This window comes from Winslowiella toletana, assembly GCF_032164335.1.
GTDB lineage: Bacteria > Pseudomonadota > Gammaproteobacteria > Enterobacterales > Enterobacteriaceae > Erwinia > Erwinia toletana_A.
The window spans coordinates 161,140-178,824 of sequence record NZ_CP134152.1 but is presented as its reverse complement, the minus strand read 5'-3'; the positions used below and the strand labels follow the sequence as shown (position 1 = coordinate 178,824).

Annotated in this window: 19 protein-coding genes; 7 read left to right on the top strand and 12 right to left on the bottom strand. The window is 53.6% G+C overall.

Features of this window, described 5'->3' with window-relative positions:
- Window positions 1–4 precede the first annotated feature (4 nt).
- The 6 genes from RIN69_RS00775 to RIN69_RS00750 form a co-directional block, all read right to left on the bottom strand.
- Window positions 5–1,411 carry a sucrose-6-phosphate hydrolase gene (locus tag RIN69_RS00775; protein WP_313854910.1) on the bottom strand — a complete coding sequence of 469 codons (1,407 nt, stop codon included), beginning with the start codon at window positions 1,409–1,411 and terminating at the stop codon, window positions 5–7.
- Window positions 1,411–2,781 (bottom strand): sucrose-specific PTS transporter subunit IIBC, encoded by a 1,371-nt coding sequence (locus RIN69_RS00770; protein WP_313854909.1) that lies wholly within the window; start codon window positions 2,779–2,781, stop codon window positions 1,411–1,413. Before RIN69_RS00770 ends, RIN69_RS00775 begins: the two co-directional genes overlap by 1 nt.
- 38 nt (window positions 2,782–2,819) lie before the next feature.
- Window positions 2,820–4,373, bottom strand: a complete 1,554-nt coding sequence (locus tag RIN69_RS00765; RefSeq protein ID WP_313854907.1) for a carbohydrate porin — start codon at window positions 4,371–4,373, stop codon at window positions 2,820–2,822.
- A gap of 143 nt (window positions 4,374–4,516) precedes the next feature.
- Window positions 4,517–5,437, bottom strand: a complete 921-nt coding sequence (locus tag RIN69_RS00760; protein WP_313854906.1) for an aminoimidazole riboside kinase — start codon at window positions 5,435–5,437, stop codon at window positions 4,517–4,519.
- 363 nt (window positions 5,438–5,800) lie between these two features.
- Window positions 5,801–6,052 carry a biofilm development regulator YmgB/AriR family protein gene (locus RIN69_RS00755; RefSeq protein WP_313854905.1) on the bottom strand — a complete coding sequence of 84 codons (252 nt, stop codon included), beginning with the start codon at window positions 6,050–6,052 and terminating at the stop codon, window positions 5,801–5,803.
- A gap of 170 nt (window positions 6,053–6,222) precedes the next feature.
- The gene (locus RIN69_RS00750) at window positions 6,223–7,053 is read right to left on the bottom strand and encodes a MerR family transcriptional regulator (RefSeq protein ID WP_313854904.1); all 831 of its coding nucleotides are present in this window, start codon (window positions 7,051–7,053) and stop codon (window positions 6,223–6,225) included.
- A gap of 257 nt (window positions 7,054–7,310) precedes the next feature.
- Between RIN69_RS00750 and RIN69_RS00745 the strand changes: the two genes are divergently transcribed.
- Window positions 7,311–7,520, top strand: coding sequence for a CsbD family protein (locus tag RIN69_RS00745; protein ID WP_313854903.1), 210 nt, complete (start codon window positions 7,311–7,313; stop codon window positions 7,518–7,520).
- A 50-nt stretch (window positions 7,521–7,570) separates the two neighbouring features.
- On the opposite strand, the gene RIN69_RS00740 is transcribed toward RIN69_RS00745, so the two are convergent.
- The 3 genes from RIN69_RS00740 to RIN69_RS00730 all read right to left on the bottom strand — a co-directional run bounded on the left by RIN69_RS00740 (window position 7,571) and on the right by RIN69_RS00730 (window position 9,635).
- Complete coding sequence (locus tag RIN69_RS00740) at window positions 7,571–7,909, bottom strand: hypothetical protein (RefSeq protein ID WP_313854902.1); 339 nt, start codon at window positions 7,907–7,909, stop codon at window positions 7,571–7,573.
- A gap of 90 nt (window positions 7,910–7,999) precedes the next feature.
- A complete protein-coding gene (locus RIN69_RS00735; RefSeq protein ID WP_313854901.1) occupies window positions 8,000–8,902 on the bottom strand; it encodes an SDR family oxidoreductase in 903 nt (300 codons plus the stop codon).
- Window positions 8,903–9,128: 226 nt separating this feature from the next.
- Window positions 9,129–9,635: a TIGR00645 family protein gene (locus RIN69_RS00730; protein ID WP_313854900.1), complete on the bottom strand. Its 507-nt coding sequence runs from the start codon at window positions 9,633–9,635 to the stop codon at window positions 9,129–9,131.
- A 216-nt stretch (window positions 9,636–9,851) separates the two neighbouring features.
- Between RIN69_RS00730 and RIN69_RS00725 the strand changes: the two genes are divergently transcribed.
- The 3 genes from RIN69_RS00725 (at window position 9,852) to RIN69_RS00715 (ending at window position 12,334) form a co-directional block, all read left to right on the top strand.
- Window positions 9,852–11,207, top strand: coding sequence for a cation:proton antiporter (locus RIN69_RS00725; protein ID WP_313854898.1), 1,356 nt, complete (start codon window positions 9,852–9,854; stop codon window positions 11,205–11,207).
- Between the two features lie 163 nt (window positions 11,208–11,370).
- Window positions 11,371–11,568: a hypothetical protein gene (locus tag RIN69_RS00720; protein ID WP_313854896.1), complete on the top strand. Its 198-nt coding sequence runs from the start codon at window positions 11,371–11,373 to the stop codon at window positions 11,566–11,568.
- Window position 11,569: 1 nt separating this feature from the next.
- Window positions 11,570–12,334, top strand: a complete 765-nt coding sequence (locus tag RIN69_RS00715; RefSeq protein WP_313854895.1) for a hypothetical protein — start codon at window positions 11,570–11,572, stop codon at window positions 12,332–12,334.
- Window positions 12,335–12,367: 33 nt separating this feature from the next.
- Here RIN69_RS00715 and RIN69_RS00710 read toward each other — a convergent pair whose 3' ends face one another.
- Entirely contained in the window at window positions 12,368–13,288 is a 921-nt protein-coding gene (locus RIN69_RS00710; RefSeq protein ID WP_313854894.1) for a sugar ABC transporter substrate-binding protein, read from the bottom strand.
- 315 nt (window positions 13,289–13,603) lie between these two features.
- On the opposite strand from RIN69_RS00710, the gene RIN69_RS00705 reads away from it, so the two are divergent.
- Together RIN69_RS00705 and RIN69_RS00700 are read left to right on the top strand one after the other, a co-directional pair.
- Entirely contained in the window at window positions 13,604–14,728 is a 1,125-nt protein-coding gene (locus RIN69_RS00705) for a GNAT family N-acetyltransferase (RefSeq protein ID WP_313854893.1), read from the top strand.
- Between the two features lie 108 nt (window positions 14,729–14,836).
- Window positions 14,837–15,439, top strand: a complete 603-nt coding sequence (locus RIN69_RS00700) for an alpha/beta hydrolase (RefSeq protein WP_313854892.1) — start codon at window positions 14,837–14,839, stop codon at window positions 15,437–15,439.
- 47 nt (window positions 15,440–15,486) lie between these two features.
- On the opposite strand, the gene crcB is transcribed toward RIN69_RS00700, so the two are convergent.
- Complete coding sequence (gene crcB / locus RIN69_RS00695) at window positions 15,487–15,861, bottom strand: fluoride efflux transporter CrcB (protein WP_313857848.1); 375 nt, start codon at window positions 15,859–15,861, stop codon at window positions 15,487–15,489.
- A 103-nt stretch (window positions 15,862–15,964) separates the two neighbouring features.
- Between crcB and RIN69_RS00690 the strand changes: the two genes are divergently transcribed.
- A complete protein-coding gene (locus RIN69_RS00690; protein ID WP_313854890.1) occupies window positions 15,965–16,552 on the top strand; it encodes a sugar O-acetyltransferase in 588 nt (195 codons plus the stop codon).
- Between the two features lie 7 nt (window positions 16,553–16,559).
- On the opposite strand, the gene RIN69_RS00685 is transcribed toward RIN69_RS00690, so the two are convergent.
- Complete coding sequence (locus RIN69_RS00685) at window positions 16,560–17,582, bottom strand: zinc-binding alcohol dehydrogenase family protein (protein WP_313854889.1); 1,023 nt, start codon at window positions 17,580–17,582, stop codon at window positions 16,560–16,562.
- Window positions 17,583–17,685: the final 103 nt, after the last annotated feature.

Here is a 17,685-nt window from a genome sequence, read left to right as displayed (position 1 = left end):
ACCGTCATTCTATCACGCATCTTTTCAAGCTCCAGTGATGCAAGGCCAGCGTGCTGCTACCCTGTAACCGCAGCTGCGGCTGGCTGCCAGGGAAATAGCGTGCTGACATTACCGCTTCGCCGTGATTAATAAAAATTTCCACGCTTGAGCAATCGCACAGAATTTGTAAATGCGTCACGCTTCCGCGCCAGTAGCGATGCTCGATGTCACCCGTGCGACGATTATTGCGCGTCAGGGTCAGACCCTGCCGATCGCAGTTCAGTTGCAAAATTCCGCCAAAGCTGGCGCTAACGTCACCGGTCACCGCAAAATCGATCTCAGCGCTGGCGATATCCATCGCCGGCAGTGAAGCCGCCACGCCGCTAAAAGTGCGGCCGGTATCGCGCAGCTGGCGCAGCTCGCGCGCCGGTTGCTGAAACAGTTTTCCCGCCTGCCAGCTCAGTTCACGCGGGCAGGTCAGGGTATGAATCCATCCATGCTCAACGGTTGGCTGATAAAACTCATCCTGATCCGGCACGCCCATCCAGCCAATCAGCAGGCGACGACCATCGTCACTGGCGGTGGTCTGCGGCGCATAAAATTCAAAGCCGTGGTCCAGCTCGTGAAACTCACCGTGATGATAGTGGCCTGCCTGATAATCCAGTTCACCGCTAAAATAGCCGCTCTGAAAGGTATTCAGATAGCGGTACGGCTCCGCCGCCAGACCCTGCGGGCAAACCAGCAGAATATCCTGGTCGGCCAGCCGGAACAGATCCGGACACTCCCACATATAACCAAACGGCCCCAGCCCGCCCAGCCCGCTGCCGGCAATTTCGCCCTTTAGCGTCCAGCTTTGCAGATCGGGAGACTGCAACAGCAGCACTTTGCCCTGTAAGTCGACATCCTGCGCGCCGAGTACCATCCACCAGCTATCCTGGTAACGCCAGACTTTAGGATCGCGCACATGGCCGCTGTAGCCTGCCGGTAACGCCAGTACCGGCCCCTGCTTGTCAAATTCGCCCTGTGGATTAAGCCGCGCCAGGCATTGCCAGGCGGTGCGGCCATTTTCAAATTTAACATTGCCGGTATAGATCAGCGTCAGCACGCCGTGGTCATCAACCGCAGAGCCGGAGTAGCAGCCGTGGCTTTCATACGCTTCAACCGGCGCCAGCGCCAGCGGTTCATGCTGCCAGTTCACCAGGTCGGCAGAACTCCAGTGGCCCCAGAATTTAGCGCCGTGGGCGCAGGCCAGCGGGTTCCACTGATAGCACAGGTGATAACGCTGATTAAACTGAATAAAGCCATTCGGGTCGTTCATCAGCCCGACCGGCGGCGCAAGATGCCACATCGGCCGATGCGGATCGGCTGCCGCACGCTGCTGGCCCGCCATTACCGCACGCAGAGTTTGCTTCAGCAGATGTTGCTCGTTCATCACCTGGCCTCAATTTTGTATTTCAGTAACAGCGAAACGGTAAACGCCACGCCAAAGGCGATCAGCATCCCAATCAGGTAGTTAACAATGGAGCTGGCTTGCACAATCGCCATCCCCGGCAGCGCCGTCAGGCCGACCGCCGTCATATTGACATGCATCGCCACTACCCATGCCCCACCCAGCGCCCCGCCGATAATTCCGGCAATAAATGGCTTAATAAAGCGCAGGTTAACGCCAAAAATTGCCGCTTCGGTAATGCCCAACATAGCGGAAAACGCGGATGGCAGCACGATACTGCGCGTTTTAACATCGCGGGTTTTAAACCATACCGCCAGACACGCACCGCCCTGCGCCACGTTAGCCATTGACCAGATTGGCAGCAGGAAGTTAACGCCAATCGACGGATTGCCCAACAACCCGGCCTCAATGGCATGGAAACTGTGATGCACACCGGTAATCACAATTACCGAATACAGGCCGCCAAATATTCCACCCGCCAGCCAGCCGGCGTGAGCAATTAGGGTACTGAGCACCAGCGAAATGCCGTCGCCAAGCATCCGGCCTGCCGGGCCGATAATCAGCAAGGCGACAAAGCCGGAAATAATCACCGTCAGGAACGGCGTCAAAATAATATCCAGTGCATCCGGCACAATCCGGCGCAGGCGCTTTTCAATCAGGCTCATAAACCACACCGCCAGCAGCACCGGGAACACCGTGCCCTGGTAGCCGATCATGGCGATTTCCAGCCCGAAGAAATTCATGGTGTGGAAGCCGCTGGCGACGCCCCAGGCATTAGTCAGCGCCGGATGAGTCAGAATACCGCCAAGCGTTGCACCCAGATAAGGGTTACCGCCAAACTCACGCGCCGCGGTAAAGCCAATCAGAATCGGCAGAATGATAAACGCCGCCGAACTGCACATATCCAGCATCACAAACAGCGCGCTGTCGGCATTGACCCAGCCATAGGTTTTCACCATGCCAAGCAGGCCCATTAACAGGCCGGAGGCGACTATCGCCGGAATAATCGGTACAAAAATATTCGACAGCAGCCGCGCCAGCCGCTGGAAAGGATTGAGTTTTCTTGCCGCTATATCGGCCGCTTCACTTTTACTCGACTCGCTAATCCCCGCCGCCTGAATAAAGGCCGCATGCACCTTATTGACGATGCCGCTGCCGAAGATAATCTGAATTTGTCCGGCGTTGCTAAAGCAGCCCTTTACACCGTCCAGCGCTTCAATCTCCTCTTTTTGCACCAGCGAATCGTCCACCAGCACCAGCCGTAAACGCGTTGCACAGTGCGCCGCCGTCGCGATATTTTCTTTACCACCCAGCAGCGGAACCATCTGCCCGGCTACCTGATTCACATCCATACCTTTCCCCTTTGTTCACAGCGGTGACCTGAGTTCGATCAGAACCAGGTCTCCATTTGTACGCCGAAGTTCCACTCACCACCGGAAGTAAATCCACTGCTGCCGAAAGCGTCATTGCTGGCGTAGTTGTCCAGCGACTTATCCCAGTCCATCCAGCTGGCAAAAAAGCGAATTTCCGGGCGGGTAAAGAAGTCACCGATATCTGCCACTTTAAAGGTCGGCGCAAAGGTTAATTTGTAGTAGCTGCCGTTGACCGCCTGACGATTTTTATAGCCCAGCGGCGAGAGATCCATGTACTGGTAACTGCCTTCGTAAGCCAGCGCAAAGTTTTGAGTAATTTCCTGAATCAGGCGGGCATTGAAGGTGACCCAGCGATACTCATCGCCTTTGACATAACGATCTTTACTCTGCTGAGCGAGCACCGCCGGGGCAAAACTCCATGTTGAGTTCAGCGGCGTGACGCCATAGGTTGCCAGACGCCAGGTATTGGCATCCTGCGTCAGGTTACCGTCAGAACCCAGTCCCTTCACTTCAGCACCGAGGCCGTGACCATATAACAGCGCAGTTTTCGACTGCCCTGCGCGCAGGCCATAGAAACTGTCGTTATGCAGCGCCAGCATGCTGTGAATCCCGCTGTCACCAGCCTTATCATTACGCTGTGCAACATTGATGCGCCGATCGTTATCTTTGGCGCGCAGCCCACTCAGCATAAACTGCCAGGGTCCGGCAAAGTTGTTGGCGCTGACGATATAGCTTTGAATTGTATTATCGATCGCTTCAATATCGCCGAAGTTACGCCCATAAATCGAGAAGTTACTCTTAAGCGATTCGTTCCACTGCACATCGTAGATACCGCCGCCGGTCCCGGCGAGGAACAGCACGTCAGAGTCCAGCCAGTGAATATCAAAGTTATCGCGGTCAAAGCGTTTACCGGCCCACAAGGTACTATGTTTAAACACGCCGTTAAACGTTGGCAGGCTGCCCAGTTCTACAAACGCCTGACGAATATTGAGATCGCTGGTGTCGCCGGTCCAGTCGTTGTAGCTCTCCTGCCCATCCGCAAGCATCACTTTAAAGCGCGTGGTGGCACCGCTCTCCAGCCGCTGTTTGTGCTCAAGATTCAGCTCAACATAGGTGTTGTTTTCATTGCCCAATCGCCCGACCGAACCGCCGGTTTCTCCGGCGGGAGTCAGGTACGGGCCACTTTTGGTCGCCGAGGCTGCATCATTCATGATCAGCCCGGAACGGGCATAGCCATGAAATTCAAAGCCATCCGCCACATTGGTCTTATTTTCAATGGCGGCGGTGCGTTCGGTAACCTGCTGCGTCGCCAGCTGATTCTGCTGTGCCTGCTGATTCAATGCGGCAACGTTTTGCTGATTTTTTTCGGCCTGCTGGCGAAGCATCACCACATTTTGCTCGGCGTCGCTGGCGCGCTGCTCTGCCGCAGCGGTACGTTTTTCCGCCATCTGCAAGCGCTTTTCCATCGCCGCTAATCGCGCTTCAAGGCTGCTTAATGAGGTTTCGGCATAAGAGGTATTGCCTGCAAGTGTTAACCCTATGGCGATGGCCAGATGGCTTTTTCTTATCATTGTCTGTTCAGTTCCATGATGATGTAGCGGAATGGCTAAACCGGTTCGATAAGAAGATTATTGGAATCAACAAGAGGAAGGCAACGAGATTTGCTAACCCGGTTAGCTAATTGTGACCGGGTTGGCATTTTTACCATCAGCTATTAAGCCGGCAGAAGATCTTTGGCGTAGGGTAGCGCGGTCATCGCCCCTTTCGCAGTTGTGGCTAATGCGCCGCAGCGTTGTGCCTGCGCAATGGCAGCAGGAAGATCGTCGGGATCAAGCGGATCGGGCTGTTGCGCCAGCGCCGCCAGCAATCCGGCCACAAAGGCATCACCCGCGCCAGTGGTGTCAATCACCTGTACTTCAGGAGCAGAAAAATGCTGCAACTGATTGTTTTTCCATAGCGTCACACCATTTTTTCCCTGCGTAACCAGCAGTAAAGCGGGCTGATATTTTTCGCCGAAATGGCAGATCGCCGCTTCCGACTGCTGACCTTCACTCAGCAGTGCCAGCTCTTCCAGCGACAGCTTTATGATATCTGCCTGGCGGAAAGCGCGGTCGAGCAAGCTCATCATCAGCTGTTTATCTGGCCACAGATCGTCACGCAGATTAGGATCAAAGCTCACCCAGCCGCCGGCCTGTTTTATCGCGTTAATCGCCTGAAAGGCCGCAGTGCGCGACGGCTCAGCAGAGAGTGCGATAGAACAGAGATGCAACCCTTCTGCTGCCTGGAATGACGGCAGATGATCGACAGTGAGGAACAGATCGGCACTCGGACGCACCATAAAGGTAAAGTGACGTTCACCCTGAGCATCGAGGCTTACCAGCACCGTCGAGGTACGTTGTTGATTAAGCTGATGTAAATAAACACTGTCTACCCCTTCAGCACTCAGCACCTGCTGCATAAAATCGCCGAAGGGATCGCCGCCGACACAGCCGATAAAAGCACTGTTTCCCGCCAGGCGGGCAATGCCGACCGCGACATTAGCAGGTGCGCCACCCGGGCACTGCAACAGACGGAGAGACTCTTCAGGCAACAGATCGACTACCGCATCGCCAAGTACCCAGACTCGTTTTGTCATTTTTAACTCACCTTTTTACGCATTCAGTCAAACAAAGCTAAACCGTTTTAGCTTTTTTTCGAAAGAATAGCCAGCGTATCGTGCAGGGGGCTAAAACGACAAAAGCAGCCACGGCCTTTGCAACCTGGTGTGAAAATCACAACAAATTGCTGCAAGGCCGCAGGCTTCTGTCAACTCAGGCATACATAATAAAACTCGACGGCGGGTAGTTGAGTTCCGGGAGATTTTGCGAGATCACTACCACCAGGCCACGCAACATCCATTTCATATAACGTAGTAAGCGCATAGATTCATCCTGTCTGAAAGTCATCGGCTACTGAATAGTCTGCTCACTGATGCATTAGCGCAGCATTAATACAGCAATTACTTGCTGCTGGCACTCAATAACATCGCCAGCGCTTCACGTAATACTTGTTGCTCGGCCGCATCTGATTCTGTTTCCAGCCGTTCAACAATTACTGCCAGCAGATTTTTACGCGTCACATTACTGGCTGATGCGCTGATCTGATGATTAACCGCGTGCAGAATATCAGCGGTGCTGCCTGGCGTATGCGTTGACTGCGAATTCATCAGATGAAGACGTAGCTCTTCATCCGTTGTGAGCTGAGTACTCATCGTTCTCTCCATGGTATAAAAAAATCCGCTCCGGACAGGGAAGCGGATAGCAAAACTGGCAATGTGTAGCACAAGGAATGGACCTCATCGGCGGTATTCTTCAGCACGCCAGATGATTGTTGCTTAAATCTAGTCGCAAACGCTCGATACGCCAGTATCAATTGACAATTTTAGCGATTTTTATCGACAGGAAGGGTGTTGAAAGCGTCAGATGCGTCATCTGCCGGGGTAAACCAGATTTTTTTCGGCGGTGCTTTGGCTACTTTTGCTGCCGGTCCGGCGAGGAAAACATATAAACCACTTTTCAGCCAACTGTCGTATTGCTGCTGCTGGCTGGGCGTCAGCGCACTGTCGCTCCAGATCATAATATGCTCGGCCTGCACCCGACTGAGATCGGGTTTAGCTACCGCTCCACTCAAAACCTCGACGCGAAAACCATCACCGGCATAGCGTATCGCCTCCAGCCACAGATCCAGCGGATCTTTCAGGCTGAAAGCCATAATCATCAGGCTCGCCGCCGGGCGTTTGCGCATGCTGCTTAACAGAAAGGTGGCGTATTCGGTCAGCGCGGTATCCAGCAACAGTCGCGGCATATCCAGCTCTGGTTGCTTACCCACGTTCAGCCACTGACGCAGCGGACGGATCACTTCATCAACAAAAATTGCCGGCGGAATTTCGCGGCCGTAGCGCCAGATAAGCCCCCGCAGCTTTAACGGCCTGAGCGCCTCGCAATGGGTAAGAAGCTGCTGCTGGCAGGTCATCCAGCCCGAAGTCTCACGCAAGGTTTCACCATTGATTAGCGCCAGCATGTCGCTCAGTGCCACCCCTTTTTGCAGCCAGGAAACAATAGTGGCGATACGGGCAATGTGGCTGCTTTCAAAAAAACGGTGACCCTGCTCATCGCGCAGCGGTGTCAGCAACCCATAACGCTGCCAGCTGCGGATATTGGCCGGCGTCACGCCGCACTGGTCGGCAAGCACATCAATCGTGAAGTGAGGCATGAAATGTCCTGAACCCGCGGAAATCCGCGAGAATAGTTAAAGTTTAAAAGCCCGAGGCTGACCGACAAAATGCGGCGCAGACCAACAACGGCAAGGCTTTCACTGTTTGAACATTCAAGGAAAAAAATAATTGATGGTTTAACGTGTGGGATCACACTTCGGCAGGGCGAATCCCCACTCTGCAGCTAAGCTTATCACAGGCTAACCAGCCTCAGCCATCTCACCAGACCGGCGAGATCACATCCCAGGAGATCACCATGAACGAAGATCGAATCAGCGGCAACTGGAAGCAGTTCAAAGGGAAAATAAAGGAAAAGTGGGGCGATTTAACCGACGACGATATGACGGTGGTGGAAGGTAAACGCGAGCAGCTACTGGGTAAAATCCAGGAGCGCTATGGCTACGGTAAAGATCAGGCCGAGAAAGAGCTGAAAGAGTGGGAAGACTCCAATAAGTATCGCTGGTAAACCTGCGCCAACAACACGCTGGCTTCTCAGCCAGCGTGATAAGCTACGCGCTAATCGCCGCGATTGTGTTCGTCAGAACGCCCGTTGCGCCCGCGCCACTGGTGGTAGCTGTCCTGAGTCGAAGCACCATCATTATCATTGTCGGCATGGTTACCGCGTGCAGCATACGATGGCAGGGTAAAACCGGTTGCGGACTGCCGGATATAACCCAGCAGCTTGCGCGCATTCCAGTAAACCAGCACCCGGCGATCATCAGTTTCGACTTCGCCCAGTTGCTGTAATTTCGCCATCACCGCATTCTTGCTCAAAACTTGCCGGTCGTCGGCCAGCAGAATCGCAGCTTCGCCAATCGCATGCTGAATATTTTTTCTTTCATAATCAGTAGTCAAATCAGTTCCTCCGAATTAATAAAAAGTCGGTCGGGCAGTTCTGATACTGTTCCCAATCTTTAAAGCAGGCCGCCGTAACGGCCAGTGAATTTACAACGTGCCAGTACCGCCATCAGAACACCATACCTGGCCTGAAGTGTAGCTGCTTTCCGTTGAGGCCAGCGTGACATACAGCGGCGCGATTTCAGCAGGCTGACCAGGACGCCCCAGCGGAGCAGATTCACCAAACTGTTGCACTTTCTCCTGTGGCTGCCCGCCGCTGGACTGCAATGGCGTCCAGTATGGTCCAGGCGCAACGGCATTTACCCTGATGCCCTCTTTCCCCAGCTGCTTCGCCAGCGATTTGGTAAAGGCCACGATGCTGGCTTTGGTCTGCGCGTAATCCAGCAGAATTTCGCTCGGTTTAAACGCCTGAACCGAAGAGGTGTTGATAATCGATGCCCCGCGCGGCAGATAGTCGAGCGCCGCTTTGGTTATCCAGAACATCGCATAGACGTTGGTTTTAAAAGTGGCATCGAAGGCTTCGGTGGTGAGATCGCGAATCGACTCGGCAAACTGCTGGCGTCCGGCGTTGTTAACCAGAATATCGAGACCACCGAGCTGTTCAGCGGCCTGGTGAACCAGACTTTTGCAGAAACTTTCGGAAGTGATGTCACCGGGAATCGCAATCGCTTTACGCCCCTCGGCTTTAATCAGCGCAATCACTTCTGCCGCATCGGACTCTTCTTCTGGCAGATAGTTTATCGCCACATCAGCACCTTCGCGTGCATAGGCAATCGCCACCGCGCGGCCAATACCGGAATCACCGCCGGTAATCAGCGCTTTTCTGCCGGCCAGACGACCCGAGCCGCGATAGCTTTTTTCACCATGATCCGGCACCGGGATCATTTTGCTGGCGAGTCCTGGAATCGGCTGCGGCTGGCGCTCAAAAGGCGGAGCCGGGTAGTCAGTGGTCAGTAGCGATTTAGCTGATGTCTTGTGGTGATCACTCATGGTGCGCTCCTTCATCGTTATGCTTAACGTACTATTAAGCGTAGCAGATGTGATCAATCTCACACTGAGCGGGGCGACATGTCGTGGCGGCGGCCTTGTTAAGTGGGGAATCAGGTGGGAATAAAAATGACGTTAATTCAAATGGATACTGAAGAGGAGCCGTTTTCGGCTCCTCTCATGATATTAGGCAGGATACAAATCTGCGACCCGACAAAAATGACCGGTTTCAGAGTGACTTTTTGGCATCCTTGCGTGACAAATTGTCGAGATAGCCCATGACAAATGCCGAAAGCACAAAGGTCAGATGGATAATCACGTACCACATCAGCTTATTGTCGGGAATGTTTCGCGCATCCATAAACACCCGCAGTAAGTGAATTGAAGAGATGGCGACAATCGACGCGGCGACCTTATTTTTAAGCGAACCGGAGTCCATTTTGCCTAGCCAGCTTAACTTCTCTTTGCCCTCATCAATATCCAGTTTGGAAACGAAGTTTTCGTAACCGGATAACATCACCATGACCAGCAAACCGCCCACCAGCGTCATATCAATTAACGACAGCAGCACTAATACCAAATCATTCTCAGCAATGGTCAGTACATGCGGCAACAGGTGGAAAACTTCCTGAAAAAACTTGATCGCCAGCGCCAGCAGGCCAAGGGATAAGCCGATGTAGACCGGTGCCAACAGCCAGCGAGAGGCATACATAAGATTTTCTGCGAAACGTTCCATAGCATCCACTTAGAAATTAAACAGCGCACAGTATAACTGATGATTTCTCATCTCTTTCAACAGCAACGACGGTGTGAAGCAGGAAATTTACCTCACTTTACCTCCACAGCGTACCGGGACCGATCGTTACGCAATGAAATAGCGACTTATCCACAATATGCCAGGCTTAGTGTGCCGTTTTTCCGCTTTAACTCTTGTAGAAAGGAAATAATCACTATGGATTTTCTGGGCTGGACCGCCGCGGTTGGCGGTCTGCTACTTTTAATGTCTTTAGCATCAGGGTGGATCCTTCGCGGTCCGGTCACCTCCTTTGGCCTGTATCTGGCGGCCGGTATTATTTGCGGCCCGTGGGTACTGGATCTGTTACGCATCGATATCGTCAAACACGCCACGCTGGCCTCACATATCACCGAAATTGCGATGGCGGCCTCGCTGTTTATTACCGGTCTTAAGCTGCGTTTGCCGCTGCGAGCGCCAGACTGGCGCGTTGGCATGCGGCTGGCTTTTCCGGCGATGTTATTGACGGTAGCGGGCGTGGCGGTAGTGGCGCACTTTCTCGCCCATTTTGACTGGCCGCTGTCGCTGGCGTTCGGTGCGATTGTCGCGCCGACCGATCCGGTACTGGCCAGCCTGATTTCGGTTAATGACGCACGCGATAATGACTCGCTGCGCGTGGCGCTCTCCAGTGAGGCCGGCATGAATGACGGCTCCGCGCTGCCACTGCTGATGCTGGCGATGATGATGATAGTTAGTGAGCAGCCACTCTCGTTCGGTGACTTTGCCCATTGGGCTGCGGTCGATGTCATCTGGGCGCTGGCCGGGGGAATTGCCATCGGCTTTGGTATGGGCCGGTTGATTGGCGTACTGACAACTCATCTGCGCAGCGCACATCAGGATATTGCGCCAAATGACTTTCTGGCGCTGGCGTTGATCGCCCTCAGCTATGCGGCGGCGCAGGCGGTAGATGCCTCCGGATTTCTGGCTACTTTTGCCGCAGGCGTCGGCCTGCGGCGCGCGGAACTGCGGGTGATGATGCGCCATCCGCCGGAAAATATGCCGGAAGACGATCGCTATCCGCCAGCGGAAATGCTGGTCGATATCAATCAGCGCCAGCGTCACACCGGTGCCGGATTGACCAAGTCTGTCGGTCTGGTGGTTGGCGATGCGTTATCATTTGGCGATACCATTGAGCGGCTACTGGCGGCGGGCGTGGTGCTGATTCTCGGCGTCACTCTTGCCCTGCACTGGAATCTGACCGGTTTACTGATTGCGGCCATACTGTTTCTGTTGATTCGTCCGGCGGCGGTATACCTGATGACTATCGGCACCGGCATGCCGCGCATGCGGCGATTGCTGATTGGCTGGCTGGGCATTCGCGGCATTGGCAGTATCAACTATATCGCTTTTGCCTCAATGCACGGGCTGGCAGGCGCGGATGCGCAACGGATGATCGATATGGCGTTTACGCTGGTCGTTGCCAGTATTGTGGTACACGGTATTACCGTCACGCCGCTGGAGAATCGCCGTCAGGCATGGCTGCTGGCAAGCCGCGAACGGCAAGATGCCGAATAATCAAGTTTGATAAAACTGACGATTACTCCAGCGATAATTACCGATCCCCTGCCCGTGCAGCCGAGGCGCTGAACGGGCGTTTAAACCCTGTAATGCAGAATTATCTTCCTGTCCCTTCCCCGCAGACGCTCTACACTTAACGTTCAAAAGAGGGAAGATATCTATGTTCAGACTGGCTCGCTCACTGTTTTCCAGCCCGGAAAAGTTATTGCAGGTATTAAATCGTAGCGATATTGAAGAGTCGATTGCCGATGGCGAACGCATCATTATCGACGAAGATGGCAACGCTACGGTGAATATCCTTAGCGAAGAGGTGCAACGTGATTTTGACGAGCACGTTAACACGTTGAAGAGGGCTTGAGATGGGTACCGCGATATTTATGGTGCTGATGGTGTGCGGCTACTGGTACACCAGCCGCGACCTCTCTACCCGGTTTAAAATCAAACGCTCCTTCGGCTGGGACGTCTACTTTCTGGTGGCGCTGTACGGCTGCATCTTTGTACTGCAAGGTGTGATCGCGACCGGCCTGACCTGGCTGATATTGCTGACGGTGTCGGCCACGCTTAATACGCTGCCACAGTTCTCCGGCTTTGAACATCACCATTACCAGATTGAATTTATGAACTGGAGTTTTCTCGGCATTCAGGCCCCGGTGGTGGTGATGCTGTCATTTGCGATACTGTTCTGTTTATATCGCTCAAACTGGGCGCCCAGTGCACGGCTGAGCAGCAGCGGCAGGCAACGACTGTATAAGCGCCTGACCCGCGCCAATGGCGTGGAAGGAATACTGTATCAGTGTATGGAAGAGGGTGAGCTGGCGTGGATAACGCTGAAGTCCCGGCGTATTTACATCGGCATGATCCATACAGCTTCTTTTGACAACTCAACCGCCAATAATTTGGTACTGATCCCCATGCTGAGCGGTTATCGCAACAGTAAATCACTGGAACTCTGCGTCGAGCATAATTACAGTGCCTGGTATGCAAAACATGATATTACGCTGATCTCAGAGCCTAAATCGGCGATGGCGTTTCGTAAGGTTATCCTGCTCGATCAGATTGAGAGCCTGTCGTTATTTGATCCGGCCAGCGCCATGGCATTACAGATGCAGGCTGATGAGAACTAACGGCCAGCAGAATGCTCTGCTGGCCGCAGCTGATTACTGTTTGTCGATATAACTTTGCATATTCTCTTTGGTCACCAGCTCAAACGGAATCCAGTAGTAAGGCTCGAGTTTTTCGCCTTTAATCAGACGCTGGGCAACATCCACTGAGGCTTTGCCCTGACCAACCGCGTCCTGAAATACCGTCACTTGCATTTTGCCGGAAGCCAGCGCCTTCAGGCCGTCCGGCGTGGCGTCGATGCCGCCAACCAAAATTTTAGCGTCGGTCTTTTTCGCCTGTTGCAACGCCATAATCGCGCCAATCGCCATTTCATCATTGTTGGCGGCCACAATATCGATCTGCTCACCGTTGGTCAGCCAGTTAAGCATTAGATCCATGCCTTCGTTACGCGAATAGTTGGCGGTTTGTTTTAGCACTACCTTCATTTTCGGGTACTTCGCCACGACCTGCTCAACATCTTTGGTGCGCTGCACCGCTCCGGCGTCGGTCAGATTGCCGATCATAATCGCCACGTTGCCCTGATAATTTGCCAGCTTCGCCAGCGCTTCCATCTGCATTTTGCCGGACTCTTTCTCATCCGAACCGACAAACACGACACCGGCAGGGAGTTTCACATCACCGGGCGTGCGGTTGACATACACCAGGGGAATATTTGCCTGATGTACCAGTTTGGTTATCGCTGGCGTACCCGCCGAATTCACCGGATCGACAATAATCGCGTCAACCCCAGCACTGATAAAACTCTGCACCTGATCGGTCTGGCGACCGACATCGCCGCGCGCATCCTCAAACTGCACCTCCAGCCCGCGCGCTTTTGCTTCTTTATCAATCGACTGGCGAATAATAGTCAGGAAGTTCTGATCAAAATAGGCCATAGAGACACCGATGGTTTCGGCAACGGCCGAACCGGAACAGCTGAGTGCAGCAGCCAGCAGTAATTTTTGGGCAAATTTCATTATGATTCTCCGCGAGGCAGATGAAAATCTATCGTAATCACTATTTTTGGAACTTACGTTTCATTTATATCGGGAGTGTCGGCAGAGAAACACGCGGCTACTCTTGCGCTGAGAGTAGAGTCAAACCCGACAAATAAGCAACTTAACAAGTTAATAGCCGGAATGAATGTCACAAATTACAAGTGACTTAAATATTTCAATTATGGACTTTATGGACTGAGGGCTTGTTTTTAACCCCTTCCGGGCGCTGATTATCCCGGACAGCCACTGCCGACTTGCATTACACTCGACTTTTCACGCCCACGGAGCCTGTTGATGTCTGTCACTCGCCTGACCTCATTGTCAGCACTGCCCGCCGCCGAATGGGACGCGCTGCTGCCGGATGATAATCCGTTTCTGCGCCACGCTTTTCTCTCGACGCTGGAAGAAAGCGGTTGCCTGAATCAGCACAGCGGCTGGCAGCCTGAACATCTGCTGTGGTATCAGCAGGGCTCGCTGCGCGCGGCGATTCCCGGCTATCGTAAAAGCCACTCGCGCGGTGAATACGTTTTCGATCATGGCTGGGCCGACGCCTGCCATCGTGCTGGTATTGCTTATTATCCGAAATGGCTGGGAGCGATTCCGTTCAGTCCGGTGACAGGAGCCAGAGTTCTGGGTGATGCGGGGGCGGCCAGCCAGCTGCTGGCGCAGCTGCCCGACTATCTGTTACGCCACGGTCTGTCAGGCGCACATATCAATTTTACCGATGCGCAGGCTGATGGCCTGTTGGCGGCCCAGCCAGACTGGCTGGAACGCCATGGCTGCCAGTATCACTGGCACAATTGCGGTTACCGCGACTTCCAGGATTTCCTCGACAGTTTACTGTCGCGCAAACGTAAACAACTGCGTAAAGAGCGCCAGCAGGTGGCGGCATCCGGCATTGAATTTATCTGGCTGGAAGGTGCGCAGGTGACGGAAAATCAATGGGATTTTATCTACACCTGCTATGCCAATACTTATGCGGTGCGCGGGCAACGTCCCTATCTGACGCGAGAATTTTTTAGCCTGCTGGCGCAGCGGATGCCGGAGAATATCCGCGTGGTGCTGGCACAACTGCGCGGACAACCGCTGGCAATGGCCTTCAGCCTGGTCAGCGGCAGCACATTTTATGGCCGCTACTGGGGATCGATAGCCGAGTTCGATCGGCTACATTTTGAGACCTGTTTTTATCAGGGGATGGAATATGCCATCGCCGCCGGGCTCAGCCATTTTGACGCCGGTGCGCAGGGCGAACATAAGCTAATCAGAGGATTTGAGCCCACGTTAACCCGCTCATGGCATCATCTGTGTCATCCCGGTTTACGTGCGGCGGTGGATGATTTTCTCCGGCAGGAGCGTGCCGGGGTTGCCGACTGGATCGTTGAGGCGCGCGACGCTCTGCCTTATCGTAAAGCGGATTAATCGCCGCTGGCGCTGTCAGTTGATCTGGACGATGAACAGCGTAATTATGTTGAGTCACTGACTTCTTCTTCAAGCGTGAAGTGGAGAAATTCGTATTCAGGAGTAGAGATGGAAAGAAGTTTAATCATTATGCTGCACGGTGTCGGCAGTAACGGCGACGATCTGGCGGGTTTAGGCAACCACTGGTCACCGGCATTACCCGGCGCGATCTTTGCTTCACCTGATGCACCGTTTCACTTTGAGCATGGCGGCGGTTACCAATGGTTTAGCCTGAACGGCATTACCGAACAGAATCGTCCGGCGCGGGTGGCTGAGGCGCGTGAAGCCTTTGACGCTAAACTACAGAGTATTCTTGAAGCCCATCAGATGAGTGAGCAACTGCACCGCGTAGTGCTGGTCGGTTTTTCACAGGGGTCGATTATGGCGCTGGATGCGCTGGTAACCGGACGCTGGCCGGTCGCCGCCGTGGTGGCATTTTCCGGGCGACTGGCTTCACCTGAACCCTTGACGCCGACGAAGCAGACGCCAGCACTACTGATTCACGGTCAGGCTGATACGGTGATTCCATGGGCGGAAAGTGAATCTGCCGCGCTACGGCTGATCGCTGCAGGCGTGCAGGTGAAAACCCAGATTGAACCAACAACCGGCCACTCTATTTCCGCCGAGGGCGCACAAACCGCCGCTCAGTTTATTGCTGACTGTCTGAAATAAATCTGAAATGACGGGCGGCGAGAACGTCGCCCCATTAAAACGGCTATTTAAAGCATCGTGATCACTGCAAACCCGGCAAACGCCATCAGCACCGAACCAATGACATGGGTCATAACACTGAGCATTGCCCACAGATAATTACCGCTTTGCAACAGCGTCATAATTTCTGCCGAAAAGCTTGAAAAAGTGGTCATGCCGCCGCATAAGCCGGTCACGATCAATAATTTCCATGCCGGATCAAGCTGCGGATTTTTAATAAAATACGCCAGCGCCATACCGATAATAAACCCGCCCACCAGATTAACGATCAGCGTTCCCGGCGGCAGATTGGGAAATAACGGGTTAAAGCGTACTGAAATCAGCCAGCGTAGTACGCAGCCTACCGAGCCCCCTACCACTACCGCCAGCAAAGATTTAATCATCATTGAAACATCCTCAAATCTGTCTGCCAGAGAGTATAGTTGCGCTGGGTGTAACTAAAACTAAACTGTGAAGCATTACTCAGCTGAAAACCAGGTTTCACTCATGAAAGAGATGGAAAAAGCCGCTGCAGGATTGCTGTACGACGCTAATTACGATGCAGAAGTTTTGCGTCAGCGCGAAGAAGCGAAAGCGAAGTTATTTGACTACAACCATACGCATCCGCGTGACGGTGCCGGGCGCACGGCGCTGCTGCGATCCCTGCTGGGAAAGACCGGTGAAAACTTCCTGTTTGAACCGCCATTTTACTGTGATTACGGTTTTAATATCGAAGTCGGTGAAAACTTCTACGCCAATATGAATCTGGTGATCCTCGATGGCGCGAAAGTCACTATTGGGGATAACGCGTTTATCGCGCCGAACGTTGGTCTGTATACCGCCGGGCATCCGCTGGATGCCGGGCGCCGTAATCAAGGGCTGGAATACGCTTTTCCTATCACTATCGGCAATAATGTGTGGATTGGCGCAGCCGTCTCAGTGATGCCGGGCGTGACGATTGGCGATGGCTGCGTAATTGCCGCCGGCAGCGTAGTGACTAAAGATCTGCCGCCAAATGTGCTGGCCGCCGGTAATCCCTGCCGGGTGATGCGTGAAATTACCGAGGCCGATAAACTGAAGTATCGCGAGGCTTAACGCGGCTTCAGAAGTGAATCACAGCTTTAATTAACTGCCGGTTGTTAATCACCTGCTCCTCAAACACGTCAGCCAGACTGGCAAATTCGAAGTGCTGATTCAACATCATACCGGCGGTGATTTTACCTTCGCCCATCAATTGTCTGACCCGGGTAAAATCCTCCAGCGTGGCATTGCGGCTGCCCATCATGGTGGTCTCTTTCTTGTGGAACTCCGGATCAGAGAACTGCAAATCGCCTTTAAACAGCCCGACAAACACAATCGTGCCACCATGCCGAATCAGGCTGATGGTGTTGTTCATCGCCTGTGGGCTACCGGTAGCATCTATCACTTTCGCGGCCAGCATGCCGGAGCAATGCTGACGCAGTGCCATTTCGAAATCCGCGTCGAGCGGGTTCAGCACCGGTAAACCAAGCGTGTCGGTAACATGCTGACGACGAAACTCGCTGGTGTCGGCGACGATGACATTCGCTCCTGACGCTTTGGCTATCGCCGCCACACCCAGGCCAATCGGCCCGGCACCCACCACCAGCAGATCTTCATCCGGCTGCAATCCGGCGCGGCGCACCGCGTGGGCACTGATAGCAAAAGGCTCGATCAGCGCCGCGGTTTCCGCCGGTAGATCGTCAACCGCCAGCAGATTCGCCGCAGGCACGCTGAGATAGTCGCCAAACCCCCCATCCTGATGAACACCAATTACCGAAATATTTTCGCAGCAGTTGGTTTTACCGCTGCGGCAAGCACCACAACGTAAACAGGACACATAAGGAATCAGCGCCGTGCGTTGACCAATATGCAGATGCTTCACCTCACTGCCGAGCGCCACGACTTCGCCGCACAGCTCATGACCGAGTACGCGTGGATAGCTGAAAAACGGCTGATTTCCTGCCCAGGCATGAATATCGGTGCCGCAAATTCCTGCGGCGATGATTTTGATCAGCGCTTCATTCGCTTTCGGGGTCGGTTTCTCAACCTGCTGATAAACCATTTTTCTCGGTTCCGGGCATACCAGCGTGTTCATCATCGTCATGGCTAATCTCCTGTTGTCTGTGCGCTGTTATGGCGTAAAAAAACGACGCGGAAATTTCATCAGTGCAGAACTGTGACCGTCGACTGATTTTTTGGTCTTCATG

Bases quoted from the DNA above. Each gene is read 5' to 3' on its own strand.
- RIN69_RS00710 (WP_313854894.1), bottom strand. From the start codon at position 13,288: ATGAAATTTGCCCAAAAATTACTGCTGGCTGCTGCACTCAGCTGTTCC.
- RIN69_RS00690 (WP_313854890.1), top strand. From the start codon at position 15,965: ATGAAAGAGATGGAAAAAGCCGCTGCAGGATTGCTGTACGACGCTAAT.
- RIN69_RS00700 (WP_313854892.1), top strand. From the start codon at position 14,837: ATGGAAAGAAGTTTAATCATTATGCTGCACGGTGTCGGCAGTAACGGC.
- RIN69_RS00730 (WP_313854900.1), bottom strand. From the start codon at position 9,635: ATGGAACGTTTCGCAGAAAATCTTATGTATGCCTCTCGCTGGCTGTTG.
- RIN69_RS00765 (WP_313854907.1), bottom strand. From the start codon at position 4,373: ATGATAAGAAAAAGCCATCTGGCCATCGCCATAGGGTTAACACTTGCA.
- RIN69_RS00760 (WP_313854906.1), bottom strand. From the start codon at position 5,437: ATGACAAAACGAGTCTGGGTACTTGGCGATGCGGTAGTCGATCTGTTG.
- RIN69_RS00720 (WP_313854896.1), top strand. From the start codon at position 11,371: ATGTTCAGACTGGCTCGCTCACTGTTTTCCAGCCCGGAAAAGTTATTG.
- crcB (WP_313857848.1), bottom strand. From the start codon at position 15,861: ATGATTAAATCTTTGCTGGCGGTAGTGGTAGGGGGCTCGGTAGGCTGC.
- RIN69_RS00705 (WP_313854893.1), top strand. From the start codon at position 13,604: ATGTCTGTCACTCGCCTGACCTCATTGTCAGCACTGCCCGCCGCCGAA.
- RIN69_RS00735 (WP_313854901.1), bottom strand. From the start codon at position 8,902: ATGAGTGATCACCACAAGACATCAGCTAAATCGCTACTGACCACTGAC.
- RIN69_RS00770 (WP_313854909.1), bottom strand. From the start codon at position 2,781: ATGGATGTGAATCAGGTAGCCGGGCAGATGGTTCCGCTGCTGGGTGGT.
- RIN69_RS00725 (WP_313854898.1), top strand. From the start codon at position 9,852: ATGGATTTTCTGGGCTGGACCGCCGCGGTTGGCGGTCTGCTACTTTTA.
- RIN69_RS00745 (WP_313854903.1), top strand. From the start codon at position 7,311: ATGAACGAAGATCGAATCAGCGGCAACTGGAAGCAGTTCAAAGGGAAA.
- RIN69_RS00755 (WP_313854905.1), bottom strand. From the start codon at position 6,052: ATGAGTACTCAGCTCACAACGGATGAAGAGCTACGTCTTCATCTGATG.
- RIN69_RS00750 (WP_313854904.1), bottom strand. From the start codon at position 7,053: ATGCCTCACTTCACGATTGATGTGCTTGCCGACCAGTGCGGCGTGACG.
- RIN69_RS00715 (WP_313854895.1), top strand. From the start codon at position 11,570: ATGGGTACCGCGATATTTATGGTGCTGATGGTGTGCGGCTACTGGTAC.
- RIN69_RS00685 (WP_313854889.1), bottom strand. From the start codon at position 17,582: ATGACGATGATGAACACGCTGGTATGCCCGGAACCGAGAAAAATGGTT.
- RIN69_RS00775 (WP_313854910.1), bottom strand. From the start codon at position 1,411: ATGAACGAGCAACATCTGCTGAAGCAAACTCTGCGTGCGGTAATGGCG.